This is a genomic window from Terrimonas rubra (genome assembly GCF_042686025.1).
Classification (GTDB): Bacteria; Bacteroidota; Bacteroidia; order Chitinophagales; family Chitinophagaceae; genus Terrimonas; species Terrimonas rubra.
Map to the genome: position 1 here is coordinate 121,276 of NZ_JBHUOZ010000001.1, position 24,604 is coordinate 145,879.

The following is a 24,604-nucleotide window of genomic DNA, read 5'->3' on the forward strand; positions in this document are numbered from 1 at the left end:
ATTAATACGGATATTGCCTTTTTCAAATAGTTTAGGATAAAATGGGGAAAAGTTAAGTTATTGAATGATAAATACATCCTCATTGTCCCTTTTCATGAAGTATTTTTCCCGGCTCAGCTTTTCCAGCGCATTCGGGTCATTTTCAAGCCCTTGGCGTATTTTTTTAAGCGCTTCTACCTCCTGGGTATAATGTTCCTTGCTCTGGTGCAAACGATAGAGTTCCTTTTTACGGTCAATTTGTGTAAAAACATCGTTTTTGTCAAAAAACAACAAAATGATGGCAAAACACAAAATGGCGATCAGGTATTTGTTACGCAGGAAGGAAGGGATAGCAATAAAGCCCCTTTTACCAAGGGGCTTATTGTTATCAGGTATATTAGTTGCTGTTTCCATGCTCTGGTATTGAAGAATTACTTACCAAATTTAATCTTTCCTTTCGGATAAATTGCACTGGCGCCTAATTGTTCTTCAATTCTTATTAACTGGTTGTATTTGGCAATACGGTCGGTACGGCTGGCTGAACCGGTTTTGATCTGGCCGCAGTTTAAAGCAACCGCCAGGTCGGCAATGGTCGTATCCTCCGTTTCACCGCTGCGGTGACTCATGATGGTATTGTAACCATTGGTCTGAGCCAGGGAAACCGCATCAATGGTTTCGGTAATGGTACCTATCTGGTTTACTTTAACCAGTAAGCCGTTCGCGGTATTTTTATCAATACCCTGCTGTAAACGTTTTACGTTGGTCACAAACAGGTCATCGCCCACTAACTGGCATTTGCTGCCAATGGCATCGGTCAGGTTTTTCCAGCCCGCCCAGTCATCTTCGGCCATTCCGTCTTCAATAGATACGATCGGGTATTGTTTTACCCATTTTTCCCAGTATTGTACCAGTTGGTCGCTGCTTAATACTTTGCCATCGCTTTTATGGAATACATATTTTTTCTTCTTGCTGTCCCACAGTTCACTGTTGGCTGCGTCCATGGCAATTACGATCTGCGATCCTGCTTTGTAACCGGATGCCTGGATAGCTTCCATAACGGTATCAATCGCTTCTTCATTGCTCTGGATATTGGGTGCAAAACCACCTTCGTCACCTACGTTGGTGCTGAAGCCTTTTTTCTTCAATACGGTTTTCAGTGTATGGAAGATCTCCACACCCCAGCGTAAACCTTCGCTGAAAGTAGGGGCGCCTACCGGCATAATCATAAATTCCTGGAAATCTATCTTGTTATCAGCATGTGCACCACCGTTCAGGATGTTCATCATCGGGATAGGCAATGTTTTAGCATTGGTACCACCTATGTAACGGTATAAGGGTAAAGAGGCTTCTTCAGCAGCAGCTTTGGCCACCGCCATACTTACCGCTAATAAGGCATTTGCGCCTAATTTGCCTTTATTCTCTGTACCGTCCAGTTCAATCATCATCTGGTCAATACCGGTCTGGTCGGCAACATCGTAACCCAGTAAAGCCGGGGCAATAATATTGTTTACATTCTTTACGGCTTTCAATACACCTTTTCCAACATATTTTTTCTTATCGTTGTCACGCAGTTCCACCGCCTCGTGCACACCGGTACTGGCACCGCTTGGTACGGCTGCACGGCCAATAGCTCCTTCGTCGGTAATTACATCTACTTCTACGGTAGGGTTACCACGACTGTCTAAAATTTGTCTGGAAAAAATCTCTGAAATGTAGCTCATAAAATTTTTTGTAGTTTGTTGTTATAATTAATTGGCCGGTAACGTTCCCGGGGGTCGGGGTAATGTGTTGTAACAACACCTCTTTCCGGCGTTGCAAAGAAACAATCTTTTACAGAAATATGGATAAGGTTTTTTCAATAAAACCTGAACAGGTGTTAGTTATTGGCTATTACAGCATAAAACCATTATTTAATACCGTTATTTTTTTATTACCATCGTCCCGCCCCTGATTGAGCTTTCGTTGTGTCACTCACTGCATCGTCCGGTAATGCTATTGGGCATTGTGCAAGTTCTCCCTAATGGTGTAAAATATTTAACCACTGAGTTGCACAGAGGATCTACACAGTGTTTCACAGAGATGCCGTCAAAGAAATGCTGTCAATCGTCACTTTTATTACTTACTATTACCAATTCACCACCATGAACCATGAACTATTAACTATTAACGATGAACTATTAACCATGAACTATTAACCATGAACTATTAACCATGAACTATTTTCAACTTATGGCTACTTTTGTATAACAACACTTGATTCATGAAAATAGCATTAGCTCAACAGAATTATCATATTGGCAATTTTGAAAAGAACACCGAAAAGATCATTGAAGGTATTAACCGGGCCAAGGCACAGGGTGCGGACCTGGTGGTATTTTCAGAATTATGTATTTGCGGCTATCCACCCCGCGATTTTTTAGAGTTCAATGATTTTATCAATAAATGTTATGCCGCTGTTGATGCTATCCGTCAGCACGCCGATACCATCGGGGTACTGATCGGCTCACCGGCCCGTAATACCATTGCCGATGGTAAAGACCTGTTTAATGCCGCTTTCTTCCTGTACGAGCAGGAAATAAAGGCCGAGATCCATAAGACCTTATTGCCTACTTACGATGTATTTGATGAATACCGCTATTTTGAGCCTGCCGACAGCTGGAGCGTTATACCTTTTAAAGGGAAAAAACTGGCTGTAACCATTTGCGAGGATATCTGGAATATGGGCAATAACCCCCTGTACCGCATTACGCCCATGGAAAAACTGATCGCCCAGGAACCCGATCTCATGATTAATCTTTCTGCCTCCCCTTATAACTATGCGCAGGATATTGTACGCAATAGCCTGGTAAAAGCCCATACGCTGAAATATCGTTTACCTATGGTGTATTGCAATACCGTAGGCTCGCAAACGGAAATAGTATTCGACGGCGGTAGCCTGGTATACGATGCCAACGGGAACAAAGTACTGGAGATGAAATATTTTGAAGAGGATTATGGCCTGATCGATACCAATAAGCTGGCACCAGCCTTACCCCTTACCGAATTAGCGCCCAATACCGAACCGGTTTACTTTTCCGCCATGGAGGTGGGTGTTGGCGAGAGCACTTTGCAGTACCTGAACAACGAAAAAAACATTGGTGAAATATACCAGGCCCTGGTACTGGGCATAAAGGATTATTTTGACAAGATGGGCTTTACCAAAGCCATCCTGGGCTCATCCGGGGGCATTGACAGTGCCGTAACCCTTGCTATTGCAGTTGATGCTTTGGGCAAAGAAAATGTAAGAGCAGTGCTGATGCCTTCCCACTTCTCTACCTCCCACTCGGTAGATGATGCTGTACAACTGAGCAAAACCCTGGGCAATCCCTATGATATTGTACCCATCAAAAATATATACGATAGTTTTTTAACCGAACTCCAACCCATTTTTAACAACCTGCCTTTTAGCCTGGCCGAAGAGAATATCCAAAGCCGCACCCGGGGCAATTTATTAATGGCCATCGCCAATAAGTTTGGTTATATACTGCTGAACACTTCCAATAAAAGTGAGCTATCTACCGGTTACGGCACTTTATATGGCGATATGGCCGGTGGCCTGAGTGTATTGGGCGATGTATATAAAACGCAGGTATATGCGCTGGCCCGTTATATTAACCGTGATGCAGAAATTATTCCCAGCCATATTATTACCAAAGCCCCTTCGGCTGAGTTAAGGCCCGACCAGAAAGACAGCGACAGCCTGCCCGAATACGATGTGCTGGACAGTGTTTTATACGAGTATATTGAGCGTCGTAAAGGACCAAAGGAGATCATTGCCGAAGGCTTTGAGCCCTTACTGGTAGCCCGTATTTTAAAGATGGTGAATGTAAACGAGTATAAACGCAACCAGTTCTGTCCCATCATTCGTGTAAGTATGAAAGCCTTTGGTATGGGAAGGCGTTTACCGATCGTTGCCAAATATTTATCTTAATTAATGAGTAATTAAGGTTTAATAATTAATAATAAAAAACGCACGCTTCTTTTAACCTGGACGTAAAGTTGACAGCAGCCTGTATCATACAACCCAATAAGGTACTAAACAGGCCCCGGTTAACCGATTAAATAAAAACTTCTGCTTTTTTGCCAATTATTTGGCTTATAACATAATATCGGCAATTTTTTTGCTTATACTTACAAAGTAATTTTATAACTAATTATATAGTCATGCTTAAAACCGCAGAAGATATACGGGTATTGAACGAACGTATTACCCAGGCCGGAAGCTTTATAGATAAATTGAGGTCAGAAGTGGCACATGTGATCGTAGGCCAATCGTACATGCTGGACCGTTTGCTGATCGGGTTATTAAGTAATGGGCACGTATTGCTGGAAGGCGTACCGGGCCTGGCTAAAACACTTACCATAAAATCATTGTCGCAGGCGGTGGATGCGCATTTCAGCCGGATACAGTTTACACCTGATTTGTTACCCGCCGACGTATTGGGCACCCTGATCTATAACCAGCAGCGCAATGAGTTCATTGTACGTAAAGGTCCCATTTTCGCCAATTTTATACTGGCAGATGAGATCAACAGGGCCCCGGCCAAAGTACAATCGGCCTTACTGGAAGCCATGCAGGAGCGCCAGGTAACCATTGGCGACAGTACCTATAAACTGGATGAACCCTTCCTGGTACTGGCTACCCAAAACCCTTTGGAGCAGGAAGGAACCTATCCCCTGCCCGAAGCACAGGTAGACCGTTTTATTATGAAGGTAATTGTGGGGTATCCGCAAATGCATGAGGAACAGCTGATCCTGCGTCAGAATGTATCGGGCACCAGGCCACCTGCTGTAAATAAAGTAGTAAGTATACAGGAAGTAGTTGCCGCCAAGGAACTGGTAAGGGAGATATACCTGGATGAAAAAATAGAAAAATACATTCTAGATATTGTGTTTGCCACGCGTAACCCCGAAGCTTACCAGTTACAAAGCCTCAGCCCGCTTATTTCCTATGGTGCTTCGCCCCGGGGAAGTATTAACCTGGCCCTGGCAGCCAAAGCACAGGCATTCTTAAATAAACGTGGCTTTGTAATACCGGAAGATGTGCGCAGCATTGCCAACGATGTATTACGCCATCGTATTGGTCTTACTTATGAGGCCGAGGCCGAGAATATGAGCGTGGAAAATATTATTGATGATATACTGAAACAAATAAACGTCCCTTGATCTGAGATCTTAGATCACAGATGGAATATATGTTAACGACAAAAGAAATATTAAAAAAAGTCCGCCTGCTCGAAGTAAAGAGCCGCAAGCTGGCCACCGACCTTTTTGCCGGTGAGTACCATAGCGCTTTTAAGGGCAAGGGTATGTCGTTTAAGGAAGTAAGGGAATATGCGGCCGGTGACGATATCCGTTTTATTGACTGGAACGTATCGGCCAGGTTCGGGCATCCTTACAGTAAGGTTTTTGAGGAAGAAAGGGAACTCACCGTTATGTTACTTGTTGATATCAGCCGCAGTAACAATATAGGTACGGTATACGCCCGCAAAAAAGAACTGGCGGCAGAACTGGCAGCAGTGATCGCTTTTTCCGCGGTAAATAACGGCGATAAAGTAGGTGTTATTTTTTACACAGATAAAGTAGAAGGTTATATTCCGCCCAAGAAAGGCAGGCAGCATGCTTTATATATTGTACGGGAACTGATCAGTAAAGAGCCCAAGGGCAACGGCACCCAGACCACCGCAGCATTACGTTATTTCACCAATGCCACCCGGCAGGTAAGTATTGCTTTTATCTTAAGCGACCTGGTTGACATGAACTATGAGGATGCCTTGAGAATAGCGGCTAAAAAACATGATGTGATCGGTATAAAATTGTATGATAAACTGGATATGGAACTACCCGATATCGGGCTTACACAAATGACCGACGCGGAAACCGGCGTTTCAAAATGGGTGGACAGTTCCTCGGCCAGGGTGCGTTACCATTACCAGCAGGCATTTTTTAATAATACCAACCAGGCCACACAGGTGTTTAAAAAAGCCAACAGCGACCTGTTACATGTGCGTACCGGCGATGATTATGTGAAAGTATTGCAGCGTTTCTTTTTAAGCAGAAATAAATGATTGATGTAATTACATGACAGGTTTAATACAATATAGGATATTACTGGTATTATTTTGTTTCATCAGCGCATCTGCGTTTGCACAGCAGGCTACTACTATTAAAGCAACGGTTGACAAGAACAAGATCCTTATCGGCGAACATTTTTCTTTAACCATTGAAACCACCATACCCGAAAACGAACCGATCCGTTTTATTGCCATTGACAGTATACCCCATTTTGAGTTTATTGGCGAGAGTAAGAACGATACCACTAACAAAGGCGGCAGCACTATTATACGCAGAAAATTACTGGTCACCAGTTTCGATTCGGGTCAATGGGTTATCCCGCCCTATGTAATGGCTGATGGTGTACAAAGTGACAGCATTGCTATTGACGTAACATTTTCGGAGTTTGACAGAAACCAACCGTATCACGATATTAAAGATGTGGAGGACGTGCCTGAAGAAAGAGAGCAGAATATGACCTGGTGGATCGTTGCGGGCATTGCCCTGCTATTTGTCATTATTATGGTATATGCGCTTACCCGTAAGAAGAAAGCGCCTGCTACCGTAACTGCAGTACCGGCCTTAACGGCATACCGGATTGCCATGCAGGCCCTGCAAGCCTTACAAACCAATAAGCCGGATAGTAAAACCTTTCATACTACCCTGTCCGATGTTTTACGTGACTACCTGGATAGCCGCCTGGCCTTACATACCAACCAGCAAACCACTAACCAGTTATTGCATAGCATAAGCGCCTATTTATTACAGGAAGCCACTTATAATAATGTAAAACAGGCTTTGCTGTTAGGTGATTTTGTAAAGTTTGCAAAGTTTACCCCGCAACCTGCCGAAGATGATTTTAGTCTGGAAGCCATCACGGCTTCTATACAACATATTGAAAATTTGCAGCAGCAGCAGGAAGCCGCTGCCCAAGCCCATAAAAACCCGAGCAGCTAATGGTGTACGAGTGGTTTAGAAATATTGATTTTGCCTGGCCCGAAAATTTTTTATTATTGGGACTGCTGCCATTACTCATATGGCATTACCTGCGTACCCAGTATAAAGCCAGGGGAGCCGTTTTAGTTACCACTACCAACACCTTACAGGTTACTACCGCCAAAACCAAATTACGTCATACTGTTTTTATACTACGCCTGTTAGCCATCACCTCCATTATTGTTGCCCTGGCCCGGCCGCAGGAACGCAGCGATATCCAAAAAACACAGGGCGAAGGCATTGATATTATGTTGTGTATTGATGTAAGCGGCAGCATGGGCGAAAGAGATATTCCTCCTTCCCGTATGGAAGCCGCCAAACAAGTGGCCGAGGATTTTGTACGTAACAGGCCGGTGGACAGGATTGGCCTGGTTATTTTTTCCGGCGAAAGTTTTACCAAATGTCCCATTACGCCTGACAAAAACACCCTGATCAAACAGATACGTTCACTGGATCTCCGGGATGGCGGTTACCTTGAACAAGGCACTTTGATCGGTGAGGGCCTTGCTACTGCCGTTGACCGGATATCGTCCAGTAATGCAAAGTCGCAAATAGTTATTTTACTGACTGATGGTAAAGAAGACGCCCCGGTTACACGCCTCATTGATCCCCTGGCCGCTCTGGAAATAGCAAAAGTAAAAGGGGTGAAAGTATATACCATTGGTATGGGTGCCGGTGCTGCATCCACATCGGAGTTAAGTGGGGAGACCAATAAAGCCACTGATGATTTTTTAGATGAAGGACTGTTGAATAAAATAGCCGTTGAGACCGGCGGTTTATTCTTCCGCGCCACCAATAAAAAAGCGCTTACAGATATCTATGCCTCCATTGATAAACTGGAAAAATCGAAAGTAGAACTGGTAACCTATAAAAGATTTAAAGAACAGTATATTCCTTTTCTGCTGGCAGCACTGGCCTTTTTATTATTGGAGCAGTTGTTAAGGATGACTGTTTTCAGGAGACTGCCGTAGGAAAATTTAAGATTGAAGAGTTAGATATTAGAATTCAGACTTTAGTATTCAGACTTCAGTATTCAGATATTTTTCTACACTATTAAACTCCGTGTTATTTTCTAACTTTCCGGCTTCGCTATTTACGGACTTCCCGACCTGCGGTCTTTCTGACTTCCGGACTTAGCAATATACAGACTCCCGGCCTCAACGACTTTCTGTGTTTTTCACTTTTACTTTTCCTACTTTTACCCGATGAAAGCAACAGTGTATAAATCTACCGGCAGCTGGTACCAGGTAAAAACGGAGGACGGGCAATGGTTACAGGCCCGTATGAAGGGGGTGTTTAAGATAGATGAGGATATTACCAGTACCAATCCTATTGCTGTAGGTGATATAGTAACAGTTGAGGCAGAGGATACAGCCGAAAAAACCGTGATGATCACCGGCATTAATGACAGGCGTAATTATATCAACAGGCAATCGCCAAGGCATAAATACCAGCAGCATATTGTAGCAGCTAATCTTGATCAATCCATATTAATTGCCACAATTAAAGAACCCCGCACATCCACCGGCTTTATCGACCGTTTTTTAGTAGCCTGTGAAATGTACCATGTACCGGCCATTATTGTGTTTAATAAAAAGGACCTGTACAAACAGAAAGAGCTGGACAAGTTTGAGGAATACAAAAGCATGTACGAAGCTGTGGGTTATAAAGTGTTATGCATTAGTGTAAACGAACAAACCGGCATGGAAGAAATTGATGCCCTACTGACCAACAAGGTATCCCTGGTAAGCGGGCATAGCGGTGTAGGTAAATCCTCTTTTGTGAACAGCATTTTACCGGGCAAGAATATTAAGACGCAGGACGTGAGTAACTGGAGCGGCAAAGGGATGCATACCACTACTTTTGCCGAGATGTATGACCTGCCCAATGGCGGTAAATTGATTGACACGCCGGGCATGCGGGAGTTTGCCTTACTGGGCGTAGAAAAGGATGAACTGTCTCATTATTTTCCGGAAATGCGCAGCCGCTTACAGGATTGCCAGTTTAATAACTGCCAGCATATCAATGAACCCAAATGCGCCATAAAAAAAGCTGTGGCGGCACAGGAGATACATGAAGACCGTTACCTGAGTTATTTAAGCATTTATGAATCCATCGGCGCTGCCAATTACTAAGCTGCACATACATTACCGTTATCAATAAAAAAGCCGGAGTTATACACCCCGGCTTTTTATATAATTAAATCCATTGTCTTAGAAAGGACGGAAATGTGGCATACTCCAGGGAATAGCAAACAGGATCAGCAACAGGGCAATAGTAAACCAGATAGCCATGGTCTTAAATTTAGCCTTATCAGTTGCCTGGCGTTTGGTTTTTGAGGAACCAATGGTGATCAGCACCACTGATATCAGCATCAATAAAGCATGTTCCATGCCTACAAAACGCAGGTCCTTATCTTTCATGCCAGCACCTACATTATCTAAAAAAGCCGTTACCCTTGGGCTAACAAAATATAATACAATACCCAGGATAAACTGGATATGGGTAAATATTACGGTAAAAACCCGGAAACGGTTATCAACAGCACCAAACTTTTTATTGCCTAACCAACCGCGCCAGGCCAACAGGATGGCAATTACTAAAAAGATAAGTACTAACCAGCGGACTACATTGTGTGTGGCTAAAAGATGTGGATACATAATTATGTAATTAAGAAGTAAGCAAAAAATGTAGCGCAAAGGTAAGTTTTTATTCTTGTCACCGTCCTCAGTAAACCGTAAAATATTGGAAACGGGAAGAGGCCTTTATACCGACAAAGCCGCTTGCACTGGTAAGCGTTCAATGCATATCACAATTTTTCAGACAATTGATGTCATTGTAGATGGCTATACCATATAACTTTTCCTTCCGCATTAAGTTTATATCCCATACACCATTATTATCAATAGGGTTCATGTGTGTAAATTCACGTACATGTAAATCTATCCATATCCAACCAGGGTACTGTACGGTAATACATCGTGCTTTTTGTAAAAAAAGTCCTCTTACAAATATTTTTATATAACCAGTAGGCAGTTTAGTGATTAAAGAATCCAAAGGCTTTCCGATGTAACTAATTTCATTAATAGCCATTAAAGAATCAACAACAGGACTTTGGGCCTTGCTACTTTTAGAGAATGATAGCCCCCAAAAAATTGTGCTAAATAGTATCATCTTTTTCATACAAAGTATTTAAGGATTAAGCAATATAAAGTTATCAAAGTTTGGGCCATCAGCACTATAAAAACCAATGCCATTATTTGTAATACTACCAATTGCATTAGTAACACATAGACTTCTCAAGTGTTGTATTGTACCCGACTGAGGGCCTGATGGTAGTTTATAGTTACTATAAATTTGAAGTTCATTATTATTAACAAAAAACTGTTTCGCTTTAACCACATCCGTAATGATTAAAGCAAAACGTTTATTACCACAATCTACAAAAGAGATGAAATTTTTGGTGGCAGCATGTCGTCGCAGATAATCAATATCGGCATGTGAATGAGGCATCCTGGCTGTTTCTGCACCGTTTCCCTGGTGACCATGCCACATACCAATGGTTTGCCATCCGGGTTTAACCATGTTTTTTGGAGTAACGCTATTCTCCTGCTGGTCTGTTCTCACCATCCCGGTTGTAATATTCTCATTTTTACCAAAAATAGGGAACATATACTCCCAGTTGTTGGGAACTGACAGTTGCTTATAAATAGAATCAGCCAATTTATTAATAGCCAAAGAAGCCTTTATCAGCGCAGAATCCGGTGTATTACCGGACCACTGATTTTCATCCGGAACAATCGGTATCCATCCACCACCACCGCTGCCGCCACCGGTTCCGCCACCCCCACCGCCGCAGGGCGGAAGCCTGGCGCCGATTATCCGGCCCCCTCCGCAGGGATTACCCGGACCCGGAGGATTGGTACCACCACCCTCACCTGGATTTGGCAAAGAAGGCCCTTCACCACCGCCCGGACTGTCATCCTCCCACCACCCTGTACATACCCTTTCTGTTGTCTGGCAATAACCCGGGCAGTTATCGCAGGTAGGCTTACATTGAGGAGCAGTAGGAGTTGTACAATTGGTACGGATAATATCCACACATAACTCCACATATCTTAACCGTCCTGTTATATTATTTCCCGGTTCTCTTAATTTAATCATCATCCCGGCCTTTGCCGTATCATTCGGAATATTGCCAGTGAATAGTCTTTTATCGGTTATTTTAAAGTCGGTATAATTAAACACGTGTTTATTTAACCGCATAAATTGCAAAGCCAGCTTTTCAGCCTCGCCTATACCATTGTTCACGGTATTGCCAAAAGCAAGACCTGTATAATGATCTTTTGTATATATCGCTAAACTGACCATATCGCCTATCCAGGCTTGTAAATAAGCTGTAACCTCTTGCGCATTACCCGGTACAATCGGCACAATAACAACAGCATCTACACCACTGTCCACACGGGTATTATAAGCAGGTGATTGTATAGAGGAATAAGGTAATACTATGCTTTTATCCCATAACAGTTTCCCGTATCGGGCAAAAGCTCCTTCGTTAAGGCCTCTTTGGCTCAACTCCTTAAAAACTTTGGCAACCTGTTTATTATTTTTCCCGGTTAGCGCATGAGGCGCTGTAGTTATAAGTTCATCCTCAGCAGTCACATCCTTGTCCGTTTTTTTACAAGTCTGAAATAGTAATGCCCATAATACACAGAGAAGAGCTGTAAAGCCGGGCAGGCTTTTGGTGTAGTGGCAGTTCATTGGTTAGGTTAATTAAAGGTTAATAGTGAACCTGAAATTAACTCTTTTGAAACCAATCCAAAGAAAAAATTATCGTATATTAATTATTAATAACATTAAAAATGTCAATAATATAAAAACTCATAACGCATAACCAGTCAATACATAAACGTTATAAATAATCTATCAGTATCGCTGTTATTTCGGCTTATACTTTGCATCGTCCAGTATTTCCTGCGGTGTTTTTTTCATGATCTCGTCAATGGTCAGTGAGCTATTGTTAGCTGCAAATTTTCTAACGATCTGACGGCCAAACCAGGGACCAATATTACCGGGCGCAAATTCCTGGGAGAAAAACTGGGTAAAAGGCGCATCACCGATAAAGGTTTGTATAGTAGGCCTGTCAGTTGCCTGCAGGTTAACATTTTTAATAAACGATGCCCATACGGCACCTTCATTATGCTCGACCCATTCTGTTTGCAAACCGGTATACCCTGTTTTTAAAGAGTCTGCCGTATGCGGCATAAGTTTATCCAGCAACCACCATCTTTTTCCTTTTTCTATTATCTGGCCTATCAGGGGCAGGGCCTGGCTTTCGTCGGGATACAGGTCGTCAACGATCAGCTTCATTACATCCGGAACGATATATTGTTTCTCAAAACGGCGGCTGATATATAAGGGCGCTACATTATTAATGAAGTATTCAACGTTGTACAAAGAAAAATCTTTGCCCAGGTAAAACTGTAAACTGATGCCTACAAAGTCTTCACGCCCAAACACAGCAGTATATTCACCATTCGCCTTACGCGGCAGGTCATCAGCCGCATTCATAGGGCCTACAATAGGTATTATCCGGCGTGGCAGTTCGTAGGCAGGGAAGTAGTGTTTTACATACCGGAATGACTGACCTATTTCTTTGGCAATACCATCAAAATCGGGAAATGCCTTTTGCACAGAATCATACACCGGTTTGTAGTACTGGTAAAAAGAATTTACACCGGCCGGGTCAAAAACACCGAGTATCCCCTGGAGATACAGGGGCAGCAGTACCGGGTATTTTTCCTGTAAGGCAACCATACCCGATTCGGTATGATTGGTATCTAATGCAAAGAAATCCCGGTCAAACCTTTCCACTTTCAGGTCTACACTGATATTAGAGACATCCGGGGCTTTTGTTTTATTTCCACAGGCAGCCAGGCCAATAACAACAATAAACAGGATAAGGGCTTGTTTCATCCGTATTTTTTTATTTACCAAATACCGCATGCCATTCCGGTGCAGAATAGTCATGACTGTTTTTTATGCATCCTATAACGCAAGGTGATGCATTTTATTATTTACTGATAACGGACGCAAATATACTGTTTACCTGTTATTGTATCAGGCAGGGGTATCCAGCAGCGGCTCCAGCTGCTCCAGTTCATCTTCGGTAAAAACCTTTGATTGTATAAAGAACCTTAAGCCCAGCGGTATTTCCAGGGAAAAACTGCTGCCCCGGCCGGGTGTAACATCAAGGGTGAGCTGGGTATGTTTCCAGTACTCGAACTGGTCGGCATGCATATAAAATTTACAGCCTGCTATTTCACCCAGGCAGATATCGTTGCCACCGATTTTAAACTCACCTTCCGGGTAACACATAGGTTGGCTGCCATCGCAGCAACCGCCGCTTTGATGGAACATTAAAGGGCCGTGGGTGTCTTTTAACCGTTGGATGAGTTCGAGCGCAGCGGGGGTGGCTAATATTCGTTTGATCATGAGGAAGTAATTTGGTGATTAGACAATTTGGTAATTTGGAAATAAGGCTTGGTTCATCGTTAATAGTTAATTGGTTCCAGCCGCGGTTCCTGTCCCACGAACAGAAATGGCCGATTAGCATTACCGGACAGCCCCGATTGAAATACGGGGTACTGCAAAAGGGCCAATAGAATTAATTCGATATTAGTTATTGGATTAGCCTCATTGATGCATAGCGTTGTTGCAGTACAAGTGAGTGACACAACAAAAGCTGATAGTAGTAATACAGCCGGCAAATAAAAAAAACTGAAACAAAAACAGCGGCTTACGCCACTGTTTTGCTTTTTAACATTGCTTGCCTTGCCTTTAAAAAAAACCAAGTTTTTGTTTGCTATAGGAGATCAGCATATTTTTTGTCTGGCGATAGTGGTTTAACATCATCTTGTGGGTTTCGCGGCCAAAGCCCGATTTTTTATAACCACCAAATGGCGCATGTGCCGGGTAAGCATGATAGTTGTTCACCCATACACGTCCTGCCTGAATAGCACGTGGTACCTGGTATAGTTCATGTGCGTCCCTTGTCCACACACCGGCTCCCAGGCCATATAATGTATCATTGGCAATGGCTATCGCTTCTTCCGTTGTTTTAAAAGTAGTTACAGCAACAACAGGACCAAATATCTCCTCCTGGAAGATACGCATCTTGTTATGCCCTTTAAATATGGTTGGTTGTATGTAGTAACCATGCTCTAAACCGCTGTTCTGGTGAAAAGCCTCTCCACCGGTCAGCACTTCGGCTCCTTCCTGTTTGCCAATATCCAGGTAGCTCAATATTTTTTTGTACTGGTCTTCTGAAGCCTGCGCACCCATCATCACTGTACTGTCTAAAGGATTACCTAATTTAATAGCCTTGGTACGCTGGATTACGCGTTGTATGAATTTGTCATAAATTTTTTCGTGTACCAGTATCCGGCTGGGACAGGTACATATTTCGCCGCTGTTGAGAGCAAACATCACAGCACCTTCTACTGCTTTGTCAAAGAAATCGTCATCGGCATCAGCAACACTTTCAAAAAATATGTTGGGGCTTTTTCCTCCTAATTCCATGGTAACCGGGATCAGGTTTTCCGATGCGTATTGCATGATTAACCGGCCGGTGGTGGTTTCACCGGTAAAAGCTACTTTGTTGATGCGTGGCGATGATGCCAGGGGTTTACCCGCTTCCACTCCAAAGCCCGTTACTACATTTAATACACCTTTGGGTAACAGATGACCTACCAGTTCCAGTAACACCATGATGCTGGTGGGTGTTTGTTCGGCAGGTTTTACCACAATGGTGCAGCCGGCGGCCAGAGCCGGTGCAATTTTCCAGGTGGCCATTAATAAGGGAAAGTTCCAGGGAATAATTTGTCCCACCACACCGATGGGTTCATGCAGGTTAATACTGACGGTGTTTTCATCATGCTCACTGATAGTGCCTTCTTCGCTGCGGATAACGCCGGCAAAATAACGGAAGTGATCTATAACCAGCGGTAAATCAGCGGCTTTGGTTTCTCTGATCGCCTTGCCGTTGTCAATGGTTTCAACCGCCGCGAGGTATTCCAGGTTATCTTCGATCACCTGCGCTATTTTCAATAATATATTACTGCGGGTGGCAGCAGGGGTTTTGCCCCAGGTTTCAAAAGCTTTGTGAGCGGCATCTATCGCCTTTTCAATGTCTTTGGCATTGCCGCGGGCGGCCCTGGTAAAAGCTTTGCCATCCAGTGGTGAAATATTATCAAAGTATTCACCGCTATCCGGCGTAACCCATTCACCGCCAATGTAATGTTCGTATTTTTCTTTAAAAGAAGGTCTTTTTACCGCGCTTGTTGCAGGCGCAACTGCTGTTGTAGTACTCATGGTCAAGCTTATTTTAAATCGTTAAACAATAGGCTAATTTTGTTTTTTTAGCAACAAAACCAGCGCATAATTGTATTTAGTTGTAGTACGATTGTACCCCAGATGATGATCGTACTAATTAATAGCTGTAACTTGACTGTACATTCTTCAACTAATATTTTATAACTGTGCCGGTAAGAAATTTTTTGCGGAAAATAGACCTGACGCACCCGGATAAGCTGGATACGTTAGTAGAGAACAGGCGTGTGTTTAACCTGGAAAATTGTGAGCTGAATGTTTTTGAATGTTACCAGCAAACCTATCGCCTGCCGCTTACCTTTAATGATTTTGTGATCACGAGTATGGTGCGTGGCAAGAAAATCATGCACCTGTTTGACAAGCCCGAGTTTGCTTATTTACCTGGTGAGTCGGTTATTATTCCGGCGAATGAAACCATGGTGATCGATTTTCCCGAAGCCACCACCGAAACGCCTTCTCAATGTATTGCCTTAGCCGTGGATGGCAGTTATATCAATAATACCCTGCAATATTTAAACACCTATTACAATACCGAGGAAAAAAACAGTGGCAACGATTGGAAGCTACAATTCAATCAATACCATTTTGCGAATGATACGGAAATTGCCGACCTGATCAATAAACTGATCCGGGTATGCAGCAGCGCCGATACGGCTAAAAACATTTTTGCAGACCTGAGCCTGAAAGAACTTTTGATACGCCTGGTACAAAGCCAGCATTTGTTGCAGATAGAATCAGAATCTGCAGCCAATACCAACCACAGCCGTTTACATTATGTATTACATTATATACACGATAATTTAACCGATAAGATCTCGGTAGATGTATTAAGCCGTAAAGCCTACCTGAGCCGGAATATGTTCTTTAAATGGTTTAAGGAGCAGTTTGGTATTACACCCCTGGAATATATTAACCGTGAGCGTATTAAACTGGCCAAACAATTGCTGGCCGATAATAATAACAGCATTACCGATGTTGGCTTACAGTGTGGCTTTACTGATGTAAATTATTTTGTACGCTTATTTAAAAAAACTGAAGGTATTACGCCTGGTACTTACCAGCATTCCTTCAAATCTTAAATGTGAGAGTGAAAAACCGTTTGCCGTAAAAAAAATCAGATCCTATTCCAGGATCTGATTTTTTTATTCCAGGTGTTTTTATTCCTGTTACACTGTTATTTTGCCCCCAAGGGAAGTTGATAGTACTATTCACTTCATTGTTCAGTAATCCTACATTTCCAGTTCGTGAGACACAAACCGTGGCCGAAACCAATTAACTATTAACGATGAACCATTAACTATCCCCCACATTTCCAAATCACCAAATTAACTAATCACCAAATTATCTAATTATCCCCTATATACCCCAACGAAGCCTCGCTCATTACCACTTCATCTGCCAGGCGTACACCACCATCCCTGTCGTCATATTCACTGATCAGCTCGGCTACCAGCGCTGTCCAGCCGGTTTGGTGTGAGGCGCCGAGGCCACGGCCTGTATCGCCATGAAAATATTCGAAATAGTTGATGAGGTGTTCATTGCCGGGCTGGTTGTAAAACCAGTTATAGTCACCAAATAAACGGCGGCCATTATCCCCGTCACGTTCAAATATGCTCACTACCCTTTTAGATAATTCTTTAGCCACCTGCTGCAGGTTAAGTTTATTGCCAGAACCGGTAGGATATTCAACCTGCAGGCTATCGCCATAGAAAACCCCATACTTCATAATGGAACGGATGATGATAAAGTTGATCGGCATCCATACCGGTCCGCGCCAGTTACTGTTACCGCCAAACATATCTGAGGTTGAATCACCCGGATCATAACGGATGCTGTAGGTATTATTCTCCAGCATTACCGAATAAGGATTCTGCTCATGGTATTTTGACAATGCCCTGATACCTCCTTTGGAGAGAAAACCATTCTCATCAAGTAAACGCTGTAACAGGTCTATCAGCCGGTCCTTGGGTACCAGTGATAATAAAATCTCTTCATCCTCACTGCGTTCCTCGTTGGGCCAGAATTTGTTGTTCTTCTTCCTGAAATCCTCGAACCAGGTAATACGCTTTTTAAAATCAGGCAGTTTATCCAATTTATCTTTACTGATGGTAGACACGGCATATAAAGGAGATATGCCTACCACAGATTGAATGCGTAAAGGAACCGGTTCAGCGCCCGTTACACATAGAACGTCATAGAAGAACCTGTCTTCTTCATTCCATAGCCCGTGTTCATTTAAAGATTCAGCGATCAGTACAAAGTGTTCAAAAAACTTCGTAGCGGTATCTTCAAAAGAACGGTCATGAATGGCAATTTCAATAGCGATATCCATCATATCCAGTGCATAGGTGCCCATCCAGCTGGTACCATCTGCCTGCTCTAACTGTATCTCGCCGGGAAAATGAAAGCTGCGGTTAAACACCCCGATATTATCCAGGCCCAGGAAGCCGCCTTCAAATATATTGTTGCCGTTAACGTCCTTGCGGTTGATCCACCAGGTAAAGTTGATCAGCAGTTTATGAAATACCTTCTTTAAAAAATCAACATCCCCTTTTCCTTTTTGTTTCTTTTCAATATTGTAGATCTTCATGGCAGCCCAGGCCTGTACCGGCGGGTTTACATCACTGAAGTTCCATTCATAAGAAGGTAATTGTCCATCGGGTTTCATATACCACTCCCGCATGACCAGCAATAACTGGTGTTTGGCAAAAGTAGGGTCTACCACTGCCATGGGAATACACTGGAAAGCCAGGTCCCAGGCGGCATACCAGGGGTATTCCCATTTATCAGGCATTAAAATAATATCCTGGTTCTTTAAATGTTTCCAATCGTTATTGCGGCCCGTTAGCTTTGACTGGCTCACCGGTGTAATGCCATCGCTCTGGGTTAGCCATTCTTCCACATCAAAATGATAGTATTGTTTGCTCCAAAGGGTACCGGCCAGTGCCTGGCGCTGTATATTGGCTTTATCGTCGTTAATTCCTTTGGGTAAAATGGCCGCATAAAAATCATCTGCCTCCCCTTTGCGTAAAGCAAAAACATCTTTAAAGTTTTGGGGGAAGGGTTTGTCCGTTTGTTTATTACTTAACCGGCAATAAACCGTTGTGGTAGCGCCACCCGCTACATTCATTTTATATACCGGTGAAAATTTAGTGCCCGATTTTTTACGGGTGAGTGCATTCAGGTTCTCGCCTTTTATAATGGCCGTATTAAAAGCATCTTTTGTATAAATGCTTTCGTTGGGCTTGTTCATCACGATCTCTGTGTTTGTCTCGTTCTCTGTAAACAGGGTTTTGTCAGCTGGCTGAAAATAGAAGAAATAATCTTCCATTCTTTCATGGGTAAGTTTTACCGAGGTTTTATCCAATGCCGTAATAACAGGTTTTTGCTTAAAATTGCCACGCTGCCAGCGGTTATAAAACCATACGGTGGGCAGTAAAGTAATATCAGCAGCTTTTGAAAACCGGTTGGTGATATCTATTTTAATAAAAATATCTTCTGCAGATTGTTTGGCATAAGTTACTTTAACATCAAAGTATTCGTTCTGTTTAAATACATCGGTATCCAGTATTTCAAATTCGGGCTCGTCCTTACTTTTTGCCCTGTTCTGGTCTCTTAGTTCCTGGTATGGAAATGCCTGCTGCGGGTATTTATACAGGTATTCCATATAATAGTGGGTAGGAATATTATCCAGGTAGTAGTATAATTCTTTTACATCCTCACCATGGTTACCCTGCGGGTTACCCAGGCCAAATAAACGTTCTTTCAGTATCTCATCTTTGCCATTCCATAAAGCAATAGCAAAACATATATTGCCAAAATAGTCCGATATTCCTGCCAGTCCATCCTCACCCCATAAAAAGCTGCGGCAATGCGCATGTTCAAAAGGAAAATAGTGCCAGGCATCGCCATTCGTACTGTAATCTTCACGTACCGTTCCCCACTGTCTTTCGCTCAAATAGGGCCCCCACTGTGCCAGGGGAATAGGTTTTTTGGCGTTTACTGCCAAACGTTGGTGTTCTGCTGTCATCATGTATAAAACTCCACGCGTGTGGTTTGGTTACAAAAGACAAAAATAAAAGGAAATAGGCAAATAGGCCTTATTACCGGATCACCTTCAGTAATTGGGGTACAATTGTTCCATTTTATGAATATCCGGGTACAAAAAAGCCCCTGGAAGGGGCTTTTGTTTATTCCATTATTTGTTCTATCCGGGTCATGCGTCCGTCGCGGGTAATACCCTCAATCACTACACGGAAGGATTCACTGATATCGTTATTATAGAAAGTAAAACTCAGCTTATTATCATGCCCGTTGGTAATTACCTGCGGGTTCCAGAATAAAGTGGTGCGGAGGTCTTTTTTGTTATTATCCGGGGTAAAATTATCGTAATTAGGAGAATAGAATTGTTTAATAGCCTGGTAACCTTTAGCTGTACCCGAGGCCAGTCCTTTACCCGGCTCACGTTTTACATCATCACCACGACGCGTATAAATAGCAATGGCACCGCCTGAGCCCCCGCCAAAGCCGCCCATGAACGGTGGACGGAATACTTTTACATAAGCGATATCGGAAACTGGGGTACTGGCCACCATATCCGCATCTGTCTGCATTTCGTTGATGTATAACTGTGGTGTACCGCCGCGCCAGCTCATTTGCACATTCGCCCCGGTTCCACTGATCTGTAATCCCGCCACACGGCTTTGCAAAAAGGCAAAGATATCCATGGCTCCCAGTGCACCGGTTTCATTCGTTATATCAAACTGGTAACCATCACCGGAGAACATGCCACTGGTATATTTTTCATCCATCTCCTGTACACGTGTTTTTGTTTTGGCCTTCACTACTACCTCATCCATTAAAGCACCTTCATATTGACGCAATAGACTCGCTGCCTCGTCGGCCCAGAACCAATGATGCCCCATGCCGGTTGTATCACCAAACTTATCATTATACTTACCACTGGCCACCATTGTTTTGGCTAGCGGCGGCAAAAAACCGGGCATGAATTTAACCAGCGGCTCACCGAATTTATTTTTCGCACCTATCTGGTAATTTACTTTTACTGTATCAAATAATAACAAAGAAGAATCTATAAACGTACCATTGGATTGTAATGGCAGGTTAATAATGTCCGGGGCCTTGTTAGGATTAGGCAGTAACATGGTAATACTACCTGCTTCCCGTATCTGGGCCGGGCTTAAACCAATTACCTGTCCCGACAGGGTCAGGTACATACTATCCATAGGATAGTTAATTTTAGGGAATTGTTTTTGGGTCACCATTTCCCAGTTAAACCGGCGCCAGCCATGTGTCAGCATCACCAGGTCCAGGTGTTGCGCGGTGGTTTCATCGTTCTCCTTAAAATAATAGGAAGGTTTGTATACCATGCCTTTTACTTCACTGGTCAGTAATAAATGGGAATAAATATTATTGCTGCTGTCACTGTCAATATTTACATCGGTAATAGCAATGGACAGATTGGCCACCAGGCTATCCGGCACCAGTATATCAATTTTATTACGGGCTCGTTTACTTAAACCCCAGTGATCCACGTTAAACTCCGGCTTAAAAGTATAATCATCATTATTAATAAAGGATATCCTCTCTGCCAGTGGCTGCATGGACTGGTTAAACACCGTTACGTTCAGTATGCCTGTAATTAAACTATTGGTTGGTACCACAGCCGTGGTGCTGCCGCTGCTGATGTCCTTTACCACTTCAAATACTTTGAACTGGTGCATGGTACCTACAATAATTACTTTTTGCAAAGCTTCCGCATCTGCCGCATTAGCGGTTACATTAATGGTTCTTTTACCGGCGCCATTGATCACTGCCAGGTTAACGCCACCGGTTTTAGCCGCCGGTAAAGCGGTAGTATAATCTTTACCTTTTTCATCCTTCCATTTAGCCGTATACTTTTCCCCGGCTTTAGGTGTAAGTGCAAACCAGCCCATTCCATCATGTAAAGTGGTAATATCCGCTACTTTGGCACCCGCATTATTCACCACAGTGCCGGTTACTTTTACGGGTTTACCCCATTGATCATTGGCTTTAAAAGCTATTTTACCGCTGATGCCATTTACTGCATCACCACCTTCGGGGAAAAACTGTATTGCCGGAATAACTGCCGGCAATGGTTTGGCATTGGCAGGCCGGCCCGCCAGTATTTTAATATCCTTATTATATAAAAATGCGGTATCAAAATTCAACATCCACTTGGTATAGGCTTTTACGTGCAGGTATTCGCCCTTATAAGCAGTAGGAATATCAAAATTCCCGAAAGCCCCGCCCTCTACCATGGGCATTACATTATGCGCCAGCAGCTTGCCCTTGTCATCAGAAATATCTACATAAAAACTTTTACTATCAGTAGCTGGTAATATGCCTTTCAGAACATACGCTTTAAACCAGATGGTTTCACCTGGACCGTAACTGGATTTATCATAATGCAGGTAACAGCGTTCATTGGTAAATTCGTTGGCGTACCTGTTCAGTACATCATCTAACTGTTGTGCTTTTATTGCAGATAATCCACAACATAAAAAGAGCAGGAGAAATATAGTACGCATCATCATTATTTTAGTATTGGTTATTATACCGGTTTACCAACCTCCGCTTCCGGCTTGTATATCCCCGAAATTAAGGCGGTAATGATTAAAAACAAGTAACGTTAACAGTTTAACAACATTTGGGCAGTTCCGGTTATTTATTGGTATTTGGCCATTAAACTGGCCAGTATTTTTTTATCGCTTTCATTCAGTGTTTTACTGCTGTCCTGTGGCGTAAAGTGTAACCGGTACGATTGAATGGCCGCCTGCGGTTTGGCAATATTATATCCCACTATCCGTAATGCCTGCAGCGGATCAAAACCCGGCGCTACCTGCACATTGGTGGTATCGTACCAATACCCGAAGCCATTGCCTGCCAGCTGCTGCCAGGGAAAATGATTATTGGGGTCTACCTTACGGCCCGGCGCTATATCCGCATGACCAATAAAATTGCCGGTAGGTATCTGGTAGGCGTTTTTCAGCCGGCCCAGCAGGGTTTGCAGGCTACCTATCTGGGCATCGGTAAAAGCTTCCGAGCCGTTATTGTCGATCTCTATGCCAATGCTGCTACTGTTCAGATCAGTTGTATTGCCCCATTTACTTACACCGGCATGATGCGCCCGTAACAGGTCGTTCAACATATGATGCACCGTACCATCCTTGCAGATCACATAATGTGAACTTACCTGGGTACGGGGCAAAGTGAATGTTTTTAAAGTTTGCTCGCAGCTATTCTGGGCCGTATGATGAATAACCACATAGTTGGGCTTACGCATACTGAAATTGGTGGTGCCTACAAAATCTACCGCGTAAGGCAGGCCGGCAGAATCTTTTAGCGGGTAAGCTTTCAGGATCGCCGCATAGGCAGCCGCCTGCTTTTTATATTGTTTATTGGTCTTACTATATGGTTTGGAACTACTGCAGGCATATATAACAATGCTTACAAATAAAAAAAGGACAGATTGCTTCATGAAGCGGCTTTTAAACCTTAAAAATAAGGCATTGTAGTAAAAGATGAGCCGGTAATGATATGGAGGAGGGTGTATAGCTTAAGATGTAAGGTATAAGGTGTAGGGGATAAGGTTTAAGGTTTTACCCGGAGAGAGCCTTACCTTTTATTTTTTGTGTTTTCAGCAACAATTTTGTGCAGGCGGGTAAACCAGTTAAATTTGCAGGTTTATGATGACGTACAGATCGGAGGGAAGGAAAACTTTACAATTAGCATTTCCCATTATTTTAGGTGAGCTGTCGCAAATGTCGCTGCATTTGCTGGATACCGCTATGATCGGTTTTGTGGGCTATAAAGAACTGGCTGCCGCTTCCCTGGTATTGCAGGTTATTAATATCCCTTTTATTTTCGGTATTGGTGTTACGGTTTCCGTGGCCCAGATGGTTTCTATGGCCCAGGGCCGGCATGACCGGCAACTGGTATCCCACTATTTTTTCAACGGTATATTATTATGCCTGGTGGCGGGCCTCTTAATATCGCTCGGCCTGCATTTAGGTAAAAATGTACTCTGGCACCTGGGGCAGGACCCGGAAGTAGTGCAACTGGCCCTGCCTTTTATGGACCTGATGAGCACCTCTATCATCCCGATGATCCTGTTCATGGCATTGAAACAATTTGCCGATGGATTACAGTATACCAAAACAGCGATGGTACTTTCCTTGTCCGCTATACCCATTAACTTTTTACTGAACTGGTTACTGATATACGGCAACTGGGGCTTTCCCCGTTTAGAACTTGTGGGAGCCGGTTATGCCACGCTCATCACCCGTACACTTATTTGTGTGGCACTGGCCATTGTTATTTTAAAACACCGGGTGTTCAGGCCCTTTATGGCGGTTAGAAAGAACCAGTGGAAACTGCGTCGCACTGCCATGAAACAGTTATTGAAGATCGGCATTCCAAGTAGTTTACAAATTGGTATGGAGGCCGGGGCTTTTGCCGTATCGGGCATTATCATCGGTACCATCAGTGCACAGGCACAGGCTGCCCACCAGATAGCTTTAAGCTGTGCGGCTTTCACCTTTATGGTATCCCTGGGCTTGTCGCAGGCCGGCTCAATCCGTGTAAGTAATGCTTTTGGCGCCAACCAGCTTACCAAGATTAGTTTTATTGGGAAAAGCACACTGGGCCTCTCGCTTATGTATGGGGTGCTCTGCTGTATTATTTTCACGGTATTCCGCTGGCAGTTGCCTACTTTTTTCAACCATGAAACAGAAGTGATCACTATAGCTGCTACGCTTTTATTATTTGCAGCCATCTTCCAGATTTCCGATGCGTTACAGGCCATTGCAGCCGGTTTATTACGTGGGGTAAAAGATGTAAACATCCCTACCCTTTTCATAGCCATCGCGTATTGGGTACTGGGCATTCCTTTCGGCTGCTTGCTGGCCTTTTATTATAATATGGGCGCCAATGGTATCTGGCTTGGGTTAATTGCGGGGTTGAGTTTTTCGGCTATATTTTTAACACTGCGTTTTTTAAACTGGAATAAACGAAACGGTGTTAACCGTTAATTGTTATTGGTTAATTGTTACCTGATGTAGTTTGAGTTTCAATAACCATTTTTCATAATACCGTTAAT

19 protein-coding genes are annotated in these 24,604 nt (G+C 43.3%); 8 read left to right on the plus strand and 11 right to left on the minus strand.

All coding sequences use genetic code 11. The features are described 5' to 3' along the window. Positions 1 to 57: 57 nt before the first annotated feature. Positions 58 to 393, minus strand: coding sequence for an FtsB family cell division protein (locus ACFS6H_RS00540; RefSeq protein ID WP_386093817.1), 336 nt, complete (start codon positions 391 to 393; stop codon positions 58 to 60). Between the two features lie 17 nt (positions 394 to 410). Continuing rightward, positions 411 to 1,700, minus strand: a complete 1,290-nt coding sequence (gene eno, locus ACFS6H_RS00545; RefSeq protein ID WP_386093820.1) for a phosphopyruvate hydratase — start codon at positions 1,698 to 1,700, stop codon at positions 411 to 413. 539 nt (positions 1,701 to 2,239) lie between these two features. Between eno and ACFS6H_RS00550 the strand changes: the two genes are divergently transcribed. The 6 genes from ACFS6H_RS00550 (at position 2,240) to rsgA (ending at position 9,203) form a co-directional block, all read left to right on the plus strand. Beyond that, positions 2,240 to 3,949, plus strand: coding sequence for an NAD+ synthase (locus ACFS6H_RS00550; protein WP_386093823.1), 1,710 nt, complete (start codon positions 2,240 to 2,242; stop codon positions 3,947 to 3,949). 233 nt (positions 3,950 to 4,182) lie between these two features. After that, on the plus strand, positions 4,183 to 5,184 hold the full coding sequence (locus tag ACFS6H_RS00555) for an AAA family ATPase (protein WP_386093826.1): 1,002 nt from the start codon (positions 4,183 to 4,185) through the stop codon (positions 5,182 to 5,184). 29 nt (positions 5,185 to 5,213) lie between these two features. Beyond that, positions 5,214 to 6,086, plus strand: coding sequence for a DUF58 domain-containing protein (locus ACFS6H_RS00560; protein WP_386093829.1), 873 nt, complete (start codon positions 5,214 to 5,216; stop codon positions 6,084 to 6,086). A 13-nt stretch (positions 6,087 to 6,099) separates the two neighbouring features. After that, positions 6,100 to 7,029, plus strand: coding sequence for a hypothetical protein (locus ACFS6H_RS00565; RefSeq protein ID WP_386093832.1), 930 nt, complete (start codon positions 6,100 to 6,102; stop codon positions 7,027 to 7,029). Next, positions 7,029 to 8,039, plus strand: a complete 1,011-nt coding sequence (locus ACFS6H_RS00570) for a vWA domain-containing protein (protein WP_386093835.1) — start codon at positions 7,029 to 7,031, stop codon at positions 8,037 to 8,039. Before ACFS6H_RS00565 ends, ACFS6H_RS00570 begins: the two co-directional genes overlap by 1 nt. Positions 8,040 to 8,273: 234 nt before the next feature. After that, positions 8,274 to 9,203: a ribosome small subunit-dependent GTPase A gene (rsgA, locus tag ACFS6H_RS00575; protein ID WP_386093838.1), complete on the plus strand. Its 930-nt coding sequence runs from the start codon at positions 8,274 to 8,276 to the stop codon at positions 9,201 to 9,203. Between the two features lie 78 nt (positions 9,204 to 9,281). Here rsgA and ACFS6H_RS00580 read toward each other — a convergent pair whose 3' ends face one another. From ACFS6H_RS00580 to ACFS6H_RS00605, 6 genes are all read right to left on the minus strand, one after another. Then, positions 9,282 to 9,728 carry a hypothetical protein gene (locus ACFS6H_RS00580; protein ID WP_386093841.1) on the minus strand — a complete coding sequence of 149 codons (447 nt, stop codon included), beginning with the start codon at positions 9,726 to 9,728 and terminating at the stop codon, positions 9,282 to 9,284. 139 nt (positions 9,729 to 9,867) lie between these two features. Further along, complete coding sequence (locus ACFS6H_RS00585) at positions 9,868 to 10,251, minus strand: hypothetical protein (protein ID WP_386093844.1); 384 nt, start codon at positions 10,249 to 10,251, stop codon at positions 9,868 to 9,870. A 9-nt stretch (positions 10,252 to 10,260) separates the two neighbouring features. After that, positions 10,261 to 11,832, minus strand: coding sequence for a hypothetical protein (locus ACFS6H_RS00590; RefSeq protein WP_386093847.1), 1,572 nt, complete (start codon positions 11,830 to 11,832; stop codon positions 10,261 to 10,263). Between the two features lie 177 nt (positions 11,833 to 12,009). Beyond that, the gene (gldB, locus tag ACFS6H_RS00595; RefSeq protein ID WP_386093850.1) at positions 12,010 to 13,047 is read right to left on the minus strand and encodes a gliding motility lipoprotein GldB; all 1,038 of its coding nucleotides are present in this window, start codon (positions 13,045 to 13,047) and stop codon (positions 12,010 to 12,012) included. Between the two features lie 144 nt (positions 13,048 to 13,191). Next, positions 13,192 to 13,566, minus strand: coding sequence for a DUF779 domain-containing protein (locus tag ACFS6H_RS00600; protein WP_386093852.1), 375 nt, complete (start codon positions 13,564 to 13,566; stop codon positions 13,192 to 13,194). A gap of 345 nt (positions 13,567 to 13,911) precedes the next feature. Beyond that, a complete protein-coding gene (locus tag ACFS6H_RS00605; protein WP_386093855.1) occupies positions 13,912 to 15,444 on the minus strand; it encodes an aldehyde dehydrogenase family protein in 1,533 nt (510 codons plus the stop codon). 167 nt (positions 15,445 to 15,611) lie between these two features. Here ACFS6H_RS00605 and ACFS6H_RS00610 point away from each other — a divergent pair, with 167 nt between their 5' ends. Further along, positions 15,612 to 16,541: an AraC family transcriptional regulator gene (locus ACFS6H_RS00610; protein WP_386093858.1), complete on the plus strand. Its 930-nt coding sequence runs from the start codon at positions 15,612 to 15,614 to the stop codon at positions 16,539 to 16,541. Between the two features lie 266 nt (positions 16,542 to 16,807). Here the strand turns inward: ACFS6H_RS00610 and ACFS6H_RS00615 are convergent, their stop codons facing one another. The 3 genes from ACFS6H_RS00615 to ACFS6H_RS00625 form a co-directional block, all read right to left on the minus strand. Further along, a complete protein-coding gene (locus ACFS6H_RS00615) occupies positions 16,808 to 19,495 on the minus strand; it encodes an MGH1-like glycoside hydrolase domain-containing protein (protein WP_386093861.1) in 2,688 nt (895 codons plus the stop codon). Between the two features lie 157 nt (positions 19,496 to 19,652). Beyond that, entirely contained in the window at positions 19,653 to 22,034 is a 2,382-nt protein-coding gene (locus tag ACFS6H_RS00620; protein ID WP_386093864.1) for a hypothetical protein, read from the minus strand. A 137-nt stretch (positions 22,035 to 22,171) separates the two neighbouring features. Further along, positions 22,172 to 22,984, minus strand: a complete 813-nt coding sequence (locus ACFS6H_RS00625; RefSeq protein WP_386093866.1) for an N-acetylmuramoyl-L-alanine amidase — start codon at positions 22,982 to 22,984, stop codon at positions 22,172 to 22,174. Between the two features lie 208 nt (positions 22,985 to 23,192). Between ACFS6H_RS00625 and ACFS6H_RS00630 the strand changes: the two genes are divergently transcribed. Continuing rightward, complete coding sequence (locus tag ACFS6H_RS00630; RefSeq protein ID WP_386093869.1) at positions 23,193 to 24,536, plus strand: MATE family efflux transporter; 1,344 nt, start codon at positions 23,193 to 23,195, stop codon at positions 24,534 to 24,536. Positions 24,537 to 24,604: the final 68 nt, after the last annotated feature.